The sequence below is a fragment of the Amycolatopsis sp. NPDC004772 genome, assembly GCF_053601215.1.
Map to the genome: position 1 here is coordinate 27,626 of NZ_JBSGBK010000001.1, position 16,359 is coordinate 43,984.

At 73.5% G+C, this 16,359-nt stretch carries 17 protein-coding genes; 12 read left to right on the forward strand and 5 right to left on the reverse strand.

The window, feature by feature from the left end; translation table 11 throughout:
• Nucleotides 1-10 precede the first annotated feature (10 nt).
• The 6 genes from ACWEF6_RS00130 (at nt 11) to ACWEF6_RS00155 (ending at nt 4,479) form a co-directional block, all read left to right on the forward strand.
• Nucleotides 11-388 carry a DUF2511 domain-containing protein gene (locus tag ACWEF6_RS00130; protein WP_449680827.1) on the forward strand — a complete coding sequence of 126 codons (378 nt, stop codon included), beginning with the start codon at nt 11-13 and terminating at the stop codon, nt 386-388.
• 236 nt (nt 389-624) lie between these two features.
• Complete coding sequence (locus ACWEF6_RS00135) at nt 625-1,263, forward strand: hypothetical protein (protein WP_449680828.1); 639 nt, start codon at nt 625-627, stop codon at nt 1,261-1,263.
• A gap of 132 nt (nt 1,264-1,395) precedes the next feature.
• Nucleotides 1,396-2,397, forward strand: coding sequence for a YdcF family protein (locus ACWEF6_RS00140; protein ID WP_449680829.1), 1,002 nt, complete (start codon nt 1,396-1,398; stop codon nt 2,395-2,397).
• Between the two features lie 80 nt (nt 2,398-2,477).
• Complete coding sequence (locus ACWEF6_RS00145) at nt 2,478-3,284, forward strand: hypothetical protein (protein ID WP_449680830.1); 807 nt, start codon at nt 2,478-2,480, stop codon at nt 3,282-3,284.
• Entirely contained in the window at nt 3,281-4,333 is a 1,053-nt protein-coding gene (locus ACWEF6_RS00150) for a nucleotidyltransferase domain-containing protein (protein WP_449680831.1), read from the forward strand. Before ACWEF6_RS00145 ends, ACWEF6_RS00150 begins: the two co-directional genes overlap by 4 nt.
• Nucleotides 4,330-4,479 carry a gallidermin family lantibiotic gene (locus ACWEF6_RS00155; RefSeq protein WP_449680832.1) on the forward strand — a complete coding sequence of 50 codons (150 nt, stop codon included), beginning with the start codon at nt 4,330-4,332 and terminating at the stop codon, nt 4,477-4,479. Before ACWEF6_RS00150 ends, ACWEF6_RS00155 begins: the two co-directional genes overlap by 4 nt.
• Here the strand turns inward: ACWEF6_RS00155 and ACWEF6_RS00160 are convergent, their stop codons facing one another.
• Together ACWEF6_RS00160 and ACWEF6_RS00165 are read right to left on the reverse strand one after the other, a co-directional pair.
• Nucleotides 4,480-5,532: a lanthionine synthetase LanC family protein gene (locus ACWEF6_RS00160; RefSeq protein ID WP_449680833.1), complete on the reverse strand. Its 1,053-nt coding sequence runs from the start codon at nt 5,530-5,532 to the stop codon at nt 4,480-4,482. It abuts the gene before it with no gap.
• Nucleotides 5,522-8,260, reverse strand: a complete 2,739-nt coding sequence (locus ACWEF6_RS00165) for a lantibiotic dehydratase (RefSeq protein ID WP_449680834.1) — start codon at nt 8,258-8,260, stop codon at nt 5,522-5,524. Before ACWEF6_RS00165 ends, ACWEF6_RS00160 begins: the two co-directional genes overlap by 11 nt.
• A 138-nt stretch (nt 8,261-8,398) precedes the next feature.
• Between ACWEF6_RS00165 and ACWEF6_RS00170 the strand changes: the two genes are divergently transcribed.
• From ACWEF6_RS00170 to ACWEF6_RS00180, 3 genes are all read left to right on the forward strand, one after another.
• Nucleotides 8,399-9,202 carry an ABC transporter permease gene (locus ACWEF6_RS00170; RefSeq protein WP_449680835.1) on the forward strand — a complete coding sequence of 268 codons (804 nt, stop codon included), beginning with the start codon at nt 8,399-8,401 and terminating at the stop codon, nt 9,200-9,202.
• Nucleotides 9,203-9,204: 2 nt separating this feature from the next.
• On the forward strand, nt 9,205-9,915 hold the full coding sequence (locus ACWEF6_RS00175; protein ID WP_449680836.1) for an ABC transporter ATP-binding protein: 711 nt from the start codon (nt 9,205-9,207) through the stop codon (nt 9,913-9,915).
• A 291-nt stretch (nt 9,916-10,206) separates the two neighbouring features.
• Complete coding sequence (locus ACWEF6_RS00180) at nt 10,207-11,085, forward strand: fumarylacetoacetate hydrolase family protein (protein ID WP_449680837.1); 879 nt, start codon at nt 10,207-10,209, stop codon at nt 11,083-11,085.
• A 13-nt stretch (nt 11,086-11,098) separates the two neighbouring features.
• Here the strand turns inward: ACWEF6_RS00180 and ACWEF6_RS00185 are convergent, their stop codons facing one another.
• Together ACWEF6_RS00185 and ACWEF6_RS00190 are read right to left on the reverse strand one after the other, a co-directional pair.
• The gene (locus ACWEF6_RS00185) at nt 11,099-11,578 is read right to left on the reverse strand and encodes a TspO/MBR family protein (RefSeq protein ID WP_449680838.1); all 480 of its coding nucleotides are present in this window, start codon (nt 11,576-11,578) and stop codon (nt 11,099-11,101) included.
• Nucleotides 11,575-12,978 (reverse strand): TIGR01777 family oxidoreductase, encoded by a 1,404-nt coding sequence (locus tag ACWEF6_RS00190; protein ID WP_449680839.1) that lies wholly within the window; start codon nt 12,976-12,978, stop codon nt 11,575-11,577. The genes ACWEF6_RS00185 and ACWEF6_RS00190 overlap by 4 nt, the downstream gene beginning before the upstream one ends.
• Nucleotides 12,979-13,162: 184 nt before the next feature.
• Between ACWEF6_RS00190 and qcrB the strand changes: the two genes are divergently transcribed.
• The 3 genes from qcrB to ACWEF6_RS00205 are packed head-to-tail and all read left to right on the forward strand — an operon-like array spanning nt 13,163 to nt 15,404.
• Nucleotides 13,163-14,731 carry a cytochrome bc1 complex cytochrome b subunit gene (gene qcrB, locus ACWEF6_RS00195; protein ID WP_449680840.1) on the forward strand — a complete coding sequence of 523 codons (1,569 nt, stop codon included), beginning with the start codon at nt 13,163-13,165 and terminating at the stop codon, nt 14,729-14,731.
• A complete protein-coding gene (locus tag ACWEF6_RS00200) occupies nt 14,728-15,099 on the forward strand; it encodes a hypothetical protein (RefSeq protein WP_449680841.1) in 372 nt (123 codons plus the stop codon). The genes qcrB and ACWEF6_RS00200 overlap by 4 nt, the downstream gene beginning before the upstream one ends.
• Nucleotides 15,096-15,404 carry a DUF3099 domain-containing protein gene (locus ACWEF6_RS00205; RefSeq protein ID WP_449680842.1) on the forward strand — a complete coding sequence of 103 codons (309 nt, stop codon included), beginning with the start codon at nt 15,096-15,098 and terminating at the stop codon, nt 15,402-15,404. The genes ACWEF6_RS00200 and ACWEF6_RS00205 overlap by 4 nt, the downstream gene beginning before the upstream one ends.
• Here the strand turns inward: ACWEF6_RS00205 and ACWEF6_RS00210 are convergent.
• Nucleotides 15,369-16,220 carry a MerR family transcriptional regulator gene (locus tag ACWEF6_RS00210; protein ID WP_449680843.1) on the reverse strand — a complete coding sequence of 284 codons (852 nt, stop codon included), beginning with the start codon at nt 16,218-16,220 and terminating at the stop codon, nt 15,369-15,371. The genes ACWEF6_RS00205 and ACWEF6_RS00210 overlap by 36 nt on opposite strands.
• Nucleotides 16,221-16,359 lie beyond the last annotated feature (139 nt).

Consider the following 16,359-nt stretch of genomic DNA (forward strand, 5'->3'; position numbering starts at 1 on the left):
GTCGCCGTTCATGTCCCGTTTCGGCCGGTGTTCCGCCGGCGTGCTCGCTTCGGTCCTCGTCCTCACCGCGTGCGGCGCGGGTGCGCGCGATCCCGAGTCGACCACCGCCGTCCCGCTCCCGCCGCCCACCTCGAACCGGCAACCGGTGACCCAGGCCAACTTCGGCTACCTGTGGCCGTTGACCGTCGACCGGGGCACCCTCGAATGCCGCGGGGCCGACCAGGTCGTGTTCGTCGGCGCGGACGGGAAAGCCTACGCGCTCAACGACAAGGCCGAAGAGGCCGGTGTGCCGGGAATCGGCGCGCTGCGCAAGGAAGGCAGCCAAGGCGGCCAGGTGAGCCTGGGCGCCCTGTTGAGCACCGGCCTCGGCTTGTGCGGAAAGGGCTGAACCACGACGGTTCCCGGTCACCGGCCACCACGGTCGGTCCAGTTAGGACGGTCCGTCGCGCGGAAACGGCTGCTGCGCGGCGAACCGGTCCTTCCCGGCGTGCCCGCAGAAAAGATCCGCAATTGTGAAAGCGTGTACCGGTTCACTCGGATGCCACTTGGAGTGCGAACACGAAGTGCTATGTTGGACGGTGGTTTGGTTGACGCCTAACAGGATGGGGGCCTGTGGTGGATCCGTTGCGCGAACTGGTGGTCAAAGCGCACTCCGGATTGTCTCCCACGCTGGATGTCCATCGTGACGGCTGGTGGGCGGCCGGTATCCGGCTCGAATTCGTCGAGCCCGCGGTATTGGCGGTGCTGCCGCCCGACGGGACACCGGTGCTGGTGCCCGCGGCGAGCGAGCCGGACGTCGCCGTCGTGCGGTCCCTGCGGCGCGGGCACTGCCTGCGGCCGATCATCGCCGTCGTCAACGACCTCGACGGGCACCAGACGTTCCGCGCCATCGACAACGGCGCCAGCGGCGTCCTGAACATCCGGCTCCCGGCCGACAAGCAGATCGGTGCGGTCTTCGCCGCCTGCGACGGAGCCGTCCGGCCGGCCTCGCGGCTGCAGCTCGCCGAGCCCCCGGTGGCCCCGGGCGAGCCGGGGGAGGCGGAAACCCTCGACCCCGAGGAGGCCGGCCGGCTGATGCGGATGCTGTGCGGCACCAGCAGCATCTCGTCGATCGCGCAGCAGTTCTACTGCTCGGAGCGGTCCATGTACCGCCGGCTCCGGCGGTTGTACGAGCAGCTGGGGGTCTCCGGGCGGTCCGAACTGAGGTCCCGCATGACCGACCGGAAAGCGATGCTGGTCGGTCCCCGCTCCATCCGGATCTGACGGGCGCGGCGGTTCCGGCGGGACCGGAGAAAAGGTCTCCGGGAATTTCCCGGCCATTCCCGGCCGCACCTCCTCGGCGGCGGATCGGCGCGCACGGGCATAATGATCGCCTGCCCACGTCGACGGAGGATCATGGTTCTGGGAATCGCCGCGGCGGCGGCCGTGCTCGTTTTCGGTTTCCGGGTGCGCCGGGAACCCCGGCGCCTGGGAAATGCCATCTGGCTCGGCATCGCCGTCGTCCTGGGCGGCTTCTGGCTGCTCGGCAGGCTGTCCGGGGCCGGCTGGCCGCAGACCGTCGTCTTCGTGATCGTGGCCGCGCTCGCGGCCCTCGCCGTGCTCGTGCTGCCGTGGGCGCTGTTGGCGAACGGCGTGGTGATGTGGCGTCGCGAGCGCCACAGCGTCGCCAACCTGCTGTCCCTGCTGGCGGGGATCGCGCTGCTCGGGGTCTTCACGCTCGCCGCGGTCGCCGTCGCGGCCGGGGCCGGGCCGTGGATCGTGGCGGCCGCGCTTTCGCTGGTGCTCGTCGCCGGCTACTTCGCTTTCCTGTTCGTGGCGCTGCTCGCGTATTCCGCGCTGTACGGCCGGATCGGCCGCCGGGTGCGAGCGGACGCGATCATCGTGCTCGGCTCGGGACTGCTCGGGGATCGCGTGCCGCCGCTGCTGGCGAGCCGCCTCGACCGGGCCGCCGAATGCCTGCGCGGGGCGGCCGCACCGGACGCGGTGATCGTCGTCTCGGGCGGGCAGGGGCCCGGCGAGACGGTTTCGGAGGCCGCGGCGATGAGTGCCTACCTCCGCGCGGCCGGGGTGCCCGCGGAACGGATTCTGCTGGAGGACCAGGCCGCCACGACGGAGCAGAACCTCCGCTACAGCGTCGCCGTGCTCGCCGCGCACGACCGCGCCGGTGCCGTGCTGGCCGTCACCAACAACTACCACGTGTTCCGCACGGCGGTGCTGTCCCGGCGGCTCGGGCTGCGGCTGAACGTCGTCGGCGCGCGGACCGCGTCCTACTTCGTGCCCAGCGCCTTCCTGCGCGAGTTCGCCGCGCTGCTCGCGCAGTACCGGCGCACGAACCTGGCGGCGGTGCTCGTGCTGGCCGTGCTGCCGCCCCTCCTGGTCCTCCTCGCGCAACGCTGATCCGGCGGCCGGATTGGCAGACCCTGCCAGCCTTCCGCGACGCCGCCGGAGGCGCCGGACGAGCGCGTACTGTCGGGATCGTGCCCAGGGGATTCGACATTTCCTTGCTCGGAATGGACGGCATCGGCAAGTCCACGCTGGCCGCCGCCCTCGCCCGGCGGCTGCGCGCCGAAGGGCGCGAGGTCTCCGTGGTGTCGTGGCAGGATTTCCTGCGCTCGGCCGAATCCGGTCCCGGCGCCCGGCTGCTCGGCGGGCTCTACGGCACGCTCATCCGGTGTCTCTACGCGGGGACGGACGCCCTCGACCGGTTGCCCGCCAAGGACTCGGACTACTTCGGCGCCGAAGGTGTCGGTCGGGTAGGGGAACTCGACGCGGTGCGGGTGACCGGGAACCGGCCGCGGTCGCTGCTCGCGGCCGCACTCCTCGAAACCGCCGCGCAGCTGCTGGCCCGGGACCTGGTCGTCGAGCCGGCGCTGGCCCGGGGCGAAGTGGTGATCCAGGACGGGCACGGCCTGAAGATCGCGACCAAGGCCCTGCTGCTCGCCGAAGCCGAAACCGCGGGCCGGCCCGACCCGGTCGGCGCGGAACTCGGCCGGTTGCTCGGCCGGTGGGCCGAACCGTCCCTCGGCGTCTTCCTCACCGGTGACCCGGAAGAGGCCCGCCGCCGGAAGAACGGGACGTTCGGCTTCGTCGAGCACTACGGTCTGACCGGCGCCGAACCTGGCCCGACGTTCGTCCGGTTCCAACGGCGGGCGCAGGAGCGGTACGCCGCCGCCGCGCGGGAACACGGCTGGCTGACGGTGTCGTCGCGGTCGCTCCCGGAAGCGGTCGAGGCGGTGCTCGCCGGGCTGCGCGGGCTCGGATTCGCCGAGGAAGTGCCGGCGTGACCGGCGGCTTCACCCGCGAGGAGCGGGACCGGGTGAACCGGTTGTGCGACGACCTGCCGGCCGGGGTGCCGCTCGCCGTGGTGCTGACCGGCAGCCAGGCCGCCGGTCTCGGCAACGTCCACTCCGACCTGGACGTCCTGGTGCTCGCGGCGGAACCGGTCGAGCTGCCCGCCTGGGTCGCGGCCGCCGCCGACCTGGACGTCACCGTCGTCGAGCCCCCGCGGATCGCGCAGTACGCGGCCGAACTCGCGGCCGCCGCGGCCGATCCGACCGACCGGCACGCCCTGTCCGCCGACGAGCCGAGCCGGTGGAAGCCGGTGGTGCGGCTGGTGCTGGGGGAGCCGGTGCGGGTGACCGGGCCCGGGCGCGCGCTGCTGGACCGGCTCGACCGGACGCTCCTGCGCCGCGTGCTGCTCGCCCTTTTCTCGGTACGGGCGGGAAATCTCACCGAAGACGCGGTGGGCGCGCTCCGCTCCGAAGACCTGCTGACGGCGCTGTGCGCGTCGGAAGAGGCCGTGCGCAACGCCGCCGAAGCCGCCCTGGTCGTGCTCGACGACCTCTATTTCGCCCCGAAGTTCCTGTTCCGCCGGCTGGCGCGGCAGCCCGGCCTGGCCTGGGTGCTGGACCACCGCGAGGCGTTCGGCCTGCCGGCGGCCGATCCCGCGGACGGCCGCCGGCTCGTGCGCCGCCGGCTCTGGCTGGCCGGGCACCTCAACGCCCGCGCCGTCCTCAACGGGGCCGAAGACGTCGCCGAGGGACTGCCGCGCTGCGTGCTGCACGGCGCCGGCCCGGTGCGCAGCCCGTACTTTTCGCTCGTGCGGTACCGCGGCGGGATCGGCGTCACCGGACCGCGTTCGGGCTACGCGCTGTCCGAGCCGGCGGCCGCGCTGTGGGCCCTGCTCGACGGCCGGCCCGCCGGCGAAGTGCTCGGCGAACTCGATTCGCTGGGCCACCGGACCGGCCCGCTGGCCGGCGAGGTGGAGAGGTGGCTGGAGCTCGGCGTCGCGGAACGCCGGGCGGACATCCGAGTGGGAGGAGAGCACCGATGACCACGGCAGTGCCCGAGGACGAACTGTTCGACCTGGACGTGCACGTCGAAGAACACCGGACGGAAGCCGAGCCCCTGGTGGACGGGACGCACATCCTATGCACCCCCGGCTGCCCGACGGTGCGGCCGACGGTGTTCTGCCCCTGATCACCCGGTGAGGAGCAGGCGCGCCCAGCGCTGAGGTACCGCCGGGGCCAGGCCGTGCAGCACCAGCCCGACGCCGGCGGTACCGCGCAGGAACCCGGTGGCCATCGGCGGGTTCACCGTGAACCGAGCGGCTACTTCGGTGCGCAGCTCGGCGATCCGGGCGCTGAGCAGCGGGTCGGGCCCGGGCAGGTCGCGGTGGATCCGGTCGAGCAGGTGCAGCAGCCCCGCCCGGCCGTGGCAGAGGGTCCATTCCCAGCCCGGGCGCCCCGGGCGCCGCGCCGCCGACCGCGCCAGGTCGAGGGCGAGCGCCTGCCATTCCGGGACGGCGAAAGCGGTGCCGGCCAGCTGCAGCGCCCGGGCGACCCCGGCACCGCCGTAACACCAGCCGGGCGAGAGCCGGACCCCGCTGACCGGAAGCCGATGGTCCACATCGGACCCGAAGTCGTCCGCGACGACACCGGCCCGGAGCCGGCCGACGAGAGCCGCGGCGGCGTCCGCGGCACCGGGCGGCGGGTCGGGCGCGAGGGACAGCAGCGCGAGCGGCCCGGCGACGCCGTGCGCCATCCCGAGGTCGGCCGGTCCCGCGAAGGGACGGCGGCTCCAGGCCACGACCCAGGTCAGCAGCCGCCGCCGCAGGGGTGAGCCGGTCCGGTCGAGCCACGCGGCGGCAACTCCGGTGAGCCCGCTGATCAGGTCATAGCGATGCGGCAGCACGGAACCGGGCCGGCCGAGATCGAGCCGCTCGGCGAGCAACCGGTCGACATCCCGCAGGGCGCCGCGGTACCTCGTCCCGTCGCGCGAGAGCAGCTGCAGCGCAAAGGAAAGCCCGGCAAGGCCGCCGAACAGCGACGCGCCGGCGGGTGGGTGTTCGACCGCCGCGCGCAGGTGGGCATGGGCGTGCCGATCCCAGCCCGCATCCGGTTCGGCCGCGGCCAGTTCGGCCAGCGCCACGGCGAGCCCGACCTGGCCGTCGGCCATGCTCGCGGGCCGCCCGGTGGTTCGCGCCCCGGCCAGCGAGGCGAGCAGGGAGCGCCCGAGGTCGTCACCGTGCATCCGGGCCCCTGCCGGTGACCTCCCGCAGGCCGTGGCCGAGCGCGGCGATGTCCACTCCGGACAGTCCGGACCGGCGGGCGTGGTCGACGAGGAACGCCCGGCCGTCAGGCTTGCGCAACCCCGCGAACCGAGCTTCCGCAGTCGAAGCCCAAGCGCGCAACCCGGCATCGGAGCCGGCGAGCAGCGCGCGCAGGCGGGAACGCCGTTGGTGCGCTTCGCGATGGAGCCGGCGACGGCTCGCCACATCACCGGGGCACACCGACGCGTAGATCTCAGCGAGTTCCGCCGTCGTGAAGCCGAGCGCGCGCAACGTGACGTCCGCCGTGAACGCGCAGCGCTCCTCGCGCGGGAGTCCCGCCGGTACCGCCAGCAGCGAGCGGCTGTCGGCGATCTTGAGGTCTTCGTCGCCGGTGGCCCGGTACTCCGTCAGCGCGTACCCGGCGACCAGGCCGCGGCGGGCCAGAGCGGCCAGTTCGCGCACGAGCGGGGTCGGATCCGGAGCGTGCAGCAGGACGCCCAACCCGGGCTCGGGATCCTCGGTCCGCTCGAACCACCACGACTCGCCGAGCACCGCGGCGACCGCGCGGATCACCTCGTTGTGGTGCGAGACCGGGGCGCGGAGCGCGAAGTACCAGCGGTCGTCCTCGCCCGGATGGCGCAGCGGCGCCAGCGGGACGGGTGGATCGCCCACCGGGACCCGTGCGGGTGCCACCGCACGCAGGGAGACCACGACCTCCAGGTGGTGCGGCCGCCCCGCGTCGTCCTGGCAGGCGGCTTCCTCCGGTGCGGGCAGGGCCTCCTCCACGTACCAGGCGCCCCGGGCCCGCTGGGCCGCCAGCTCGGCCAGGTGGTCCGGCTGGTCGAGGTCCAGCAGCAGCCGGTGGTCGGCGACTCCGGCGTGGACGTGGCGGGGGACCGGCCACGCCCGGCGCCAGGCGGCGAAATCGGTGTCCGGCAGCAGCCAGCGCGCCGGCTGGAGCACGACGCGGCCGATGCGCAGCCGCGGCAGGTACGGCAGGTGCGCCAGATCGCCCCAGATCTCGCCGAACCGCCAGTACCCCTGCTCCGAGACCTCGCTGGCGAACCGCACCGCGTTCGGCGCGGTCGCCGGGGTGAGCAGGTTGGCCGTGCGCAGCAGCACTCGCCGTCCGTCGCGGGCGGACCGCAGGCGCAGCCGTCCGTCCCGCACCTCGACCAGCAGGTCGGCCGGTGACAGGTCGCCGGGGGCGCCCCCGGCCGAGACGCGGTGCGGGTGGCCGCCGGCGCCCAGGGCGACATTGGTCAGGTGGCCGTCGGGGTGCGCGTAGCCGAGATCGGCGAACAGCACGCCGGGCGACGCGGCCCGCTCGTGGGCGGCCAGCGCGCGGACCGGTTCCGCGAAACCGGCGTCCACCTGGCTGAATCGCCCGAACGAGCGACCGCCGGGGGCCACCCCGTTCACCGGGGTCAGCACGGCCAGCCAGTCACCGGCCCGGGCGGCCACGGCCACGAACAGGTCGGCCGACGGGGGTGGCAGGCCGTCGGGGTCGGCCAGCGCGGCGACCTCCGCCTCGGTCAGCACCACTTCGCTCTCGTGGTCCCGGAGCGCCAGGTGCACCTTGGCCCGCAGGAACGGCACGCTCTCCGGGACGACCGGCGCGGTTCTCCGGTCGTCCGGCGGGGCCGGCCGGGTGTACCCGGCAGGCGGCCCGAGACCGCCGGAGCCGTCCAGGAGATCCGGCAGCGGGACCGCCTGGTCGCCGTAGCGCCGCTCGAACGCCTTCGCGTAGTCCGCCAGCGGGTCGGGGAAGGCCGGGCACAACCGGAACGCGGCTCTCAGCGCGACACGCAGCTCGTCGCCGAGGTCGGCGGGCAGCGTCCCGGCCACCTCCCAGCCGAGGTCGACCTGGACGTGGTGCTGCCGGGCGCGCACGCCGAGCAGTCCGTAGAGCTCCCGCAACGGCTCCACGCCTTCGCCCAGGCGAGACGCGCGGTAGCGGTCGAGCGCGCCGGCGAGGTCCGCCGGGCGGTGCGCCGCGGGCAGGACCGCACAGAGGTGGGCCAGCGGGTCGAGCGCCGTCGTCGGCGGCCGCAACGTCGTCTGCAGCACGCCCTGGGCCACCAGCGAGGTCAGGAACTCGCGCAGTTTCGCCGGGGCGACACCCGGGTGGGCGCGGGCCAGGTCGTCCCACAGCGTCCGGAACGGGACCGGCGTCGCGGCCGTCGCCAGCACGCGGGCGACCGGGGCGGTGCACCGTAGCGAGAGATCGGCGTCCGCACGCGGCACGACGATCCGGTCGCCGCGGCGGCGGATCGCGCAATCGGCGACGACGGGCACCTCGGCCAGCACCCGGTCGTCCCGCTCGAAGGCCTCGGCCAGCCGCAGCACGGCGCCGTGGTCCAGCCGCGCGGTCCGCCGCGGCGCCCCCAGCCGGACGTCGAGCTTGCCGCCCCACCGGGCCAGGCCCACCCCGGCGAACGCCCCGAACGGCGTCGGGCGGCAGGTGGCCCGGATCAGGTAGCGGGTCAGCGCGCGGACGACCGCGCGGCGGCGCTTCGGCGGCAGCGTGCCGCCCGCCCGGAACAGGGTGTCCGCGTCGGAGGCCAGGGAGGGGCTGGCGATCCAGAGCGCCTCCCGGAACCGCGGATCGGCCATCGCCCGGCCGAGCGCGCCGGGTTCCGTGGGGTACGCGCCGGCCGGAAGCAGCGGAGCGCGCACCATGGCGACCGGTTCCACCTGGTAGTCCACCGCACCGACCTTGCCACGCGCCCGGGTGGAGAGGCCCCGGTTGGCAGTGTTCGTGGCAGTCGCCGGAATCGCCGTGAACCGCTGCCGCGTTCGGCGCTACCCACCAGGTGTCAACGAAAACGGCGAAGTGGAGAAGCGATGACATCCGGCGCGGACGCGCTCGGGAAACCGGCACTGCGGGACCATCCGGCACTGTGGACGGTCGTGGGCACCGAACTGGCGCGCATGCGGCGGGGATTCCTGCCCTGGTACACGATCCTGGCGCCGATCGCGATCGCCGTGCCGCTCTACCTCGGCTCGCTGTTCTCCGACGAAGGCGGCTCCGGCCGGACGTGGGGGGTGTTCAGCCGGGTGACGCTGGAGTTCTGGGGCGCGCTGGTGCCGATGAGCGCCGGCCTCACCGCCACGCTCGCGGTCCGCGCGGACAGTGACGCCTGGCGGCTGCTGCTGTCCTACGCGGTGCCGCGCCGCCAGTACTTCCTCGGCAAGTTCGGCGCGCTCGCCGTGCTGAGCCTGGTGTCGAGCACCGTGCTGCTGGTGGTCCTGGCCGGCGGGGCGGTGCTGAACGGCCAGCTGGGCGCCGTGGCGGGCACGATCGCCGCGGCGGCGTACCTCCCGTGGCTGGCCGGGCTGGCCACCACCGCGCTGGCCCTGCTGTTCACCGTGCTGTGGGGGCTCGGCCCCGGCATCACCGTCGGCGTCGCCGGGCTGCTCGCCGGCGCGCTGACCGCGGACAAGGTGTTCTGGTTCGCCATCCCGGTCGCCTGGCCCATGCGGGTGATCCTGCCGGTGGCCGGCATCAGTCCCAACGGCATCGCGCTGCCCCCGGGCAGCCCGCTGGCCGACACCGGGGTGATCCCGGTGGCCGTCGGGTTGTCGGTGGCGTTGCTGGCCGTGCTGCTGCTGGTGGGCTGCCGGCACCTGAGCCGCAAGGAGGTCTGATCGTGTTCGCTCTCGAGATTTCCGCGCTGCACAAGCACTACGGCGCCCACCGGGCCCTCGACGGCGCCGACCTGCGGGTCCGCCAAGGGGAGGTCTACGGGCTGCTCGGACCCAACGGCGCCGGCAAGACCACGCTGATGAAGACCGTGCTCGGCCTGCAGCGGCCGACCAGCGGCGAGATCCGGCTGTTCGGCCGCCCGTACGACCGGCGCCTGCTCACCGAGGTCGGCGCGCTGGTCGAGGCACCCGGGCTGTGGCCGCACCTGAACGCCCGGGAGCACCTGCGCATCCACGCCAGGCTGCGCGGGGTCTCCGAAGACTGGATCGGCGCGGTCCTGGACCAGGTCCAGCTGACCGGGGTGCGCGAGCGCCGGGTTTCCCAGTACTCCCTGGGCATGCGCTGGCGGCTCGGCATCGCGATCGCGCTGCTCGTGCGCCCGCGCTTCATCGTGCTCGACGAGCCGACCAACGGCCTCGACCCGATCGGCATCCGCGAGACGCGCGCGCTGATCCGGTCGTTGTCCGGCGCGGGGGTCACCATCATGATCTCCAGCCACCAGCTGTCCGAGATCGCGCAGATCTGCGACCGCGTGGGCGTCCTCGTCGCCGGGCGCACGCGCTACGAGGGCGAAGTCGGCGGCCTCGCCCTCGACGGCGACCTGGAGGCGGGCTTCTTCCGCATCATCGAGAGCGTCGGAGGCGGCGTCCGCTGAGGCTTGGCTGCACCCTCCCGCCAGGGCCCGTTGCGTTGCTCCCCCACAACGCAACGGGCCCGTCCAGCCCGCCCTGGTGTTCTCCGGACCGCACGGCAGCGTCCCGACCAGCCCGAGCAGGTGCTCGTCCCGACGCTCGCCGATCCGGCCCGCGGCGGGGTGGCCACGCCCCGGCGTATCCGGCGCAGCGCCGGAGTGGCCGGTTTCTCGCGATGGCCGGACAGCCGTCCGGGCACTCATTGACCGCCGCGCTCCGCACTCCGTAGGTTCGACACCGGACGAGGAGGTGCGATGAGCCACCTGGTGCGATTCGCCGGCGGAACCGGTGAGATCCGCGTCGGCCTGCTCACCGAGGAGCAGCTGCGGCCGCTCGCGGTGGCGTCGATGAGTGACCTGCTGCGCCGCCCCGTGGCGGAGATCCGCGAGCTGGCCGAGGCCGCGGGGGAGCCGGTGCCCGTGGCCGGGGTGCGCCTGCTGCCGCCGCTGGACGGGCGGATGGAGGTGTGGGCGGCCGGGGTGACCTACCTGCGGTCCGAGGAGGCGCGCCGCGAGGAAAGCGCCGACGAGGACGTCTACGCCCGGGTGTACCGCGCGAAGCGGCCCGAGTTGTTCTTCAAGTCGGCGGCCTGGCGGGTGGTCACCGACGGCGAGCCGATCGCCGTCCGCGCCGACTCCGCCAACAACGTCCCCGAGCCGGAACTCGGCCTGCTGCTGACCAGCGGCGGCGAGACCGCCGGGTACCTGGTGGTCGACGACGTCAGCTCCCGCAGCATCGAAGGCGAGAACCCGCTGTACCTGCCGCAGGCCAAGATCTACACCGGTTCGTGCGCGGTGTCGGCGCGGGTCCGGCCGGTGTGGGAGGTGCCGGACCCGCTGTCCCTCGACCTCCGCATGCGCATCCTGCGCGACGGCCGCGAGGTGTTCGCCGGCGAAGCCAATACCTCGCAGCTGAACCGCGAACCGGCCGAACTGGTCGAATACCTGTGGCGTGACAACGACTTCCCCGACGGCGCGGTGCTCTCGACGGGCACGTCCGTGGTGCCGGGCCTCGACCTCGGGCTGCGCCCGGACGACGTCGTCGAGATCGAGATCGGCGAGGTCGGATCGCTGCGTTCCCCCGTGGTGCTGGGCGCGGACGAGGTGCGCCGCGTGCTCGCGGCCACCAGGTGAGGCGGACGACGAGCTACGGGTTCAGGACGACGATCGCCGCGTTGAGGGCGGTGGCGAACAGGGTCCACGCCAGGTAGGGCAGCTGGAGGGCGGCGGCCGCCTTCGAGCGGCGCCGGAACACCACGAGGGTTCCGGCGATGACGACGTCGAGGACGACGATCTCCACCAAGGCCAGGGTGTACGCGCCGGCGGCGAAGAACAGCGGGGTCCACGCCGCGTTCAGCACCAGCCCGGCCGCGTACCAGCGGAATTCCCGGCGGGTGCCGCCGGCTCGCCAGAACAGCCAGCCGGACACGGCGATCAGCAGGTACAGCACCGTCCACACGGGACCGAACAGCCAGGACGGGGGCGCCCAGGGCGGCTGGGCGAGTCCACTGTAGACCGCGCGTGACCGGGTCGCGGCGAGGCTGCCGACGACGGCGACGGCGGTCACCGCCGCGAGGAAGCCGGCCAGGGCCAGCGGGGCGGGGGTGGACCGGGGCAGCGTCGTCATACCGGTTCTCCTGCGGGCGAGGCGGGCGAGGGGGAGGCGGGCGAGGTGGAGGCGGGCGAGGGGGCGGAGCCGGACGTGGGCATGGTCGCGGTGCCGAGCAGGTGGCCGAGCGCGTCGGCGAGGCGGGGGTGGCGGAACTCGTGGCCGGCCTCGGTCAGCCGGTGGGGTGTCACGCGCTGGTCGGCGAACGCGAGCTCGCGGGCGCCGTCCTCGCCCAGCAGCAGCCGGGGGCCGATCGGCGGCACCTTGAGCAGCGTCGGCCGCCTGAGCACGGTTCCCAGCGTGTGCGTGTACTCCGCGTTGCGCACCGGGTGCGGGCTCACCGCGTTCACCGGTCCACTGAGGACGGAGTCGGTCAGTGCCCGCAGGTAGACGTCGGTCAGGTCGTCGATCCCGATCCACGGCATCCACTGCCGCCCCGTGCCGAGCGGGCCGCCCAGCCCGGCGGCGAACAGCGGGTACTGCAGCCGCAGCAGGCCGCCGCGCGGGCTCAGCACCAGGCCGGTGCGGACCCGGACCACGCGCAGCCCGGCCGCCGACGCCGGTTCGGTGGCCGCCTCCCAGCCGGCGACGACGTCGGCCAGGAATCCTTGCCCGCGCTCGCTTTCCTCCGTGAGGACCGCGTCGCCGCGGTCCGGCCCGTAGTAGCCGACCGCGGACGCCGAGACGAACACCGCCGGGCCGCCGGTGGTGCGCGCGGCCAGCTCCGCGAGCGCCCGCGTCGGCTCGATCCGGCTCTCCCGCACGGCCCGCCGGTGGCTCTCGTCGAACCGGCCGGCGACCGAGGCGCCGGCCAGGTGCACGACCGCGTCGACGCCGGCGAGCAGGTCGGCCGCGGGTGCCTCCGGCTGCCACGTCCGCTCGCCGGGGGTTTCCGCGGGCCGCCGCACCAGCCGGACGACCCGGTGGCCCCCGGTGGTCAGCAGCGCGGTCAGCGCCGTCCCGACGAGACCGCTCGCGCCGGTCACCGCGACCGTCAGCGGGTCGTGCCGGTAACGCCGGTGAGCGGCCAGATCGGCGGCCAGCTGGCGGTGCCGGTAGGCGACCATCGAGCGCAGGAACGCTTCGGGCACCGGGGTGTCGACGTGGTCGGTGACCTCCGTCCGGCCGGGGCCGTCGGCGTCGAAGCGGTGCGTATGGCGCCACCGCAGCACGGGGCAGGCGAGCCGGTCCACGAACTGGTGCGGCGGCCGGTAGCCGTCCGCTTCGTGCGCCGCGACCCACGGCACGCGGCCGGGCAGGAGCAGCCTGGCCGTGCCGTCACGCAGGGAGGGCGCCTCCGCGCCGACGCGCACCGGTTGCCACGGCGGGGTGAGCCGCGTGATCGCCCCCGGCCGGGCATGCCAGGCGAAGACCTCCTCGACCGCCGACCGGACGACCGAGCGAAAGACCCTGGCCAAGGCCACCTCCCGATGCACAAAAGATGCGCTGTTTCGACGAGCCTACGATTCCTGCCGCGGTCCGGCACTTCGAACGGCCGATGAGCGATTCACACTCGATGCAAACGACGAGCTGTCGTTGCGGTATCGATCTCCCGGTGTCACGGTCGGAAGCAGGGGACAGACCGGGAGGAGCGGGGCGCCGATGAGTTCACTCACCACGCCGACCAAGGGGTCGAGCCCGGTGGAGAAGGCGCTGGGCGAGGCCGCGAACAACGCCGACCAGCGGTATCAGCTGGCCAAGGGCCTGCGGCACCAGATGAACAAGGTGTTCCCGACCCACTGGTCGTTCCTGCTGGGCGAGATCGCGTTGTACAGCTTCATCATCCTGTTGCTGACCGGGGTGTACCTGACGCTGTTCTTCGACCCCTCGATGCAGGAGGTCGTCTACCACGGCAGTTTCAAGAACATGCAGGGCCTGGAGATGTCGCAGGCGTTCCGCACGACGCTGGACATCTCTTTCGACGTGCGTGGTGGGCTGTTCATGCGGCAGCTGCACCACTGGGCGGCGTTGATCTTCGTGGCGTCGATGGCCGTGCACATGCTGCGGATCTTCTTCACCGGGGCGTTCCGGCGGCCGCGTGAGGCGAACTGGGTGATCGGTGGCCTGCTGCTGATCCTGGGCTGCTTCGAGGGTTTCTTCGGGTATTCGCTGCCGGATGACTTGCTGTCGGGTACCGGTATCCGGGCGACGCTGTCGGGCATCGTGTTGTCGGTGCCGGTGGCCGGGACGTGGATTCACTGGGCGTTGTTCGGCGGGGAGTTCCCGGGCGATCAGATCATTCCGCGGTTGTACACGCTGCACATCCTGTTGCTGCCGGGGATCATGCTGGCGCTGGTCGGGGCGCACTTGGCGTTGGTGTGGTATCAGAAGCACACGCAGTTCCCGGGGGTGCGGCGCAAGGAGACCAACGTCGTCGGGGTGCGGATCATGCCGTACTTCGCGCTCAAGGGCGGGGCGTTCTTCACCCTGGTCATCGGGGTGCTGGCGCTGATGTCGGGGCTGTTCCAGATCAACCCGGTGTGGAACTTCGGTCCCTACAACTCTTCCCAGGTCTCCGCCGGGTCCCAGCCGGACTGGTACATGGGCTGGGCCGACGGGCTGCTGCGCGTCTGGCCGCCCTGGGAGCTCTACCTGGGCGACCACACCGTGCCGCCGGTCTTCTTCGCCGGCGCCATCGGCATCGCCGTGCTCGTGACGGCCCTGCTGAGCTACCCGTTCCTCGAGCGGAAGCTGTCCAAGGACACCGCGCACCACAACCTGCTCCAGCGGCCGCGGGACGTCCCGGTCCGCACGTCGATCGGCGCGATGGCGATCACGTTCTTCCTCGTGCTCACTCTCTCCAGCTTCAACGACATCCTCGCCGTCCAGTTCGACGTGTCCCTCAACGCGATGACGTGGGCGGGCCGGATCGGGCTGCTCATCGGACCGCCGCTGGCCTACTTCGTCACCTACCGGCTGTGCGTCGGCCTCCAGCGCGCCGACCGCGAGGTGCTCGAGCACGGCGTCGAGACGGGCATCATCAAGCGGCTGCCACACGGTGAGTTCATCGAAATCCACCAGCCGCTGGCCGCCACCCCACTCGAATACCAGGGCGCACCCGTGCCGAAGAAGATGAACAAGCTGGGCTCGGCCGGCCACGCGGTGCCCGGCTCGCTGCTCACGCCGGACCCGCCGGCCGAAACCCGTGCCCTGGACCGGGGGCGGCGATGACGACGGTGGCCCCGGTCGCCCGGGCGCGGCTCGCCGGTTGCTGTGCGGCGATCACCGCCGCGGGCTCCGCGGCCGCCACGGCGGCCGGCTTCACCTGGCTGCCCTTCGACTGGCCGGCGCTGGGTGCGGCGGTGGCCCTCGTCGTCCACGCGGCATTGGCGCTGACCATCGTCGACCTCCGCGACCGGCGGCTGCGGCGCAGCGCGGCCACCGTCGCGGTGCTGCTCGGCGGGCTGCTGCTCGCCGGGTCGGCGTGGGCGGCGGCGGTGCACTGGTCCGGGAATCCGCCCGCGGTGCTGCTTTCGGTCGTCCAGAACGGCGTCGGGCCGCTGGCCGTGCTGTCCGTCCGGCTCGGGGGTGCGGGGTGAGCCGAAGTCCCGCCTTGATCACCACGGCCGCCCCGTCGGCCGACGAGCAGCTCGCCCGGCGCCGCCGCAAGTACGTGGTGATGATGGCCTGCCGCATCCCGTGCCTGGTGCTGGCCGGGCTCACCGCGCACGTCTGGTGGCTGGCCCTGGCCTTCCTCGCGATCTCCGTGCCGCTGCCGTGGGCGGCGGTGCTGATCGCCAACGACGTGCCGGCGCGCCGCACGGAGCGGGTCAGCCGCTTCCGGCCGCCGCGCGCGGAACTGCCGCGCTCAGCCGCCGAAGGACGCCAACGCCTCGGGGAATGACGGCGGCAGCGGCTCGCCGACCGTCGGGAGCCCGCGCCAGCCCGGACCGGCCGGACGGACCGGGATGCCCTCGGCGTGCAGGGTGCGCAGGGTCCGCACGTCCGCGGACGGCGACGTCATCGACCACACCACCACGGCGCTCGGCGCGTAGCGGCCGGACACCACCCGCAGGACGTCAATCGACACCAGGCCGCCGAGGAACATCGACGGCGCGCCGTCGTCGCCGAGGGCCGCGCTGAGCATCTTGACCGGCAGTTCGTGGCGCTCCGCCGGCCCGCAGACGAACAGGACGGGGCCCCGGCCGGCCCGCGCGGGCGCCGGCGTCCGCAACCGGTCCAGCGCCGCCGAGGCCGCGGCGGCCAGCGCCCACTCCGCGGCCATCGCGTTGCGGTCGCCCGCCTGCGCCCAGCGTTCCCCGATGGCCCGCAGGACCGGCGCGACGACCTCGGTCCAGCATTTCGCCACCCCCAGGCCGGCGAGCGCGTCGTCGACCAGGTCGCCCATGGCCGGCACGTCGAGCAGTTCGGCGGCTTCGGCGATCCGCCGGCGCCGCTGCTTCACGGTCGTCTCGGCCGCGGTCCGGGACAGCACCAGCCTGGCCGCCTCGCGCGCCCGGGTGCCTTGCGCCTGAAGCGCCCGCATCCGCCGCAACCGCTCGACGTCTTCGGCGGTGTACCGCCGCCGGCCGTTCTCCTCCCGGTCCGAGGCGCCGATGCCGTACCGCTGCTCCCACGTCCGCAGCGTCACCTGCGAGACGCCGAGGGTCCGGGCGACCTCGCTCGAAGTGAGGGACCGCCCCTCGGGTGTGCTGCTCACAGGCTCTCCCGGCTCCGGTTGAACGCATTCTGCATCACAGTACTCGCTGCCGGTCTCGGCGTCTCAACACGCGATGACGATTCATATGCGATGCAAAACTGCCTAAATTCGGCTCGGGTACGGCGAGAGCGGGCAACCG

Excerpts from the sequence above, each read along its gene's own strand:
- ACWEF6_RS00130 (WP_449680827.1), top strand. The coding sequence starts at position 11 with ATGTCCCGTTTCGGCCGGTGTTCCGCCGGCGTGCTCGCTTCGGTCCTC.
- ACWEF6_RS00140 (WP_449680829.1), top strand. The coding sequence starts at position 1,396 with ATGGTTCTGGGAATCGCCGCGGCGGCGGCCGTGCTCGTTTTCGGTTTC.
- ACWEF6_RS00155 (WP_449680832.1), top strand. The coding sequence starts at position 4,330 with ATGACCACGGCAGTGCCCGAGGACGAACTGTTCGACCTGGACGTGCAC.
- ACWEF6_RS00160 (WP_449680833.1), bottom strand. The coding sequence starts at position 5,532 with ATGCACGGTGACGACCTCGGGCGCTCCCTGCTCGCCTCGCTGGCCGGG.
- ACWEF6_RS00170 (WP_449680835.1), top strand. The coding sequence starts at position 8,399 with ATGACATCCGGCGCGGACGCGCTCGGGAAACCGGCACTGCGGGACCAT.
- ACWEF6_RS00180 (WP_449680837.1), top strand. The coding sequence starts at position 10,207 with ATGAGCCACCTGGTGCGATTCGCCGGCGGAACCGGTGAGATCCGCGTC.
- ACWEF6_RS00185 (WP_449680838.1), bottom strand. The coding sequence starts at position 11,578 with ATGACGACGCTGCCCCGGTCCACCCCCGCCCCGCTGGCCCTGGCCGGC.
- qcrB (WP_449680840.1), top strand. The coding sequence starts at position 13,163 with ATGAGTTCACTCACCACGCCGACCAAGGGGTCGAGCCCGGTGGAGAAG.
- ACWEF6_RS00200 (WP_449680841.1), top strand. The coding sequence starts at position 14,728 with ATGACGACGGTGGCCCCGGTCGCCCGGGCGCGGCTCGCCGGTTGCTGT.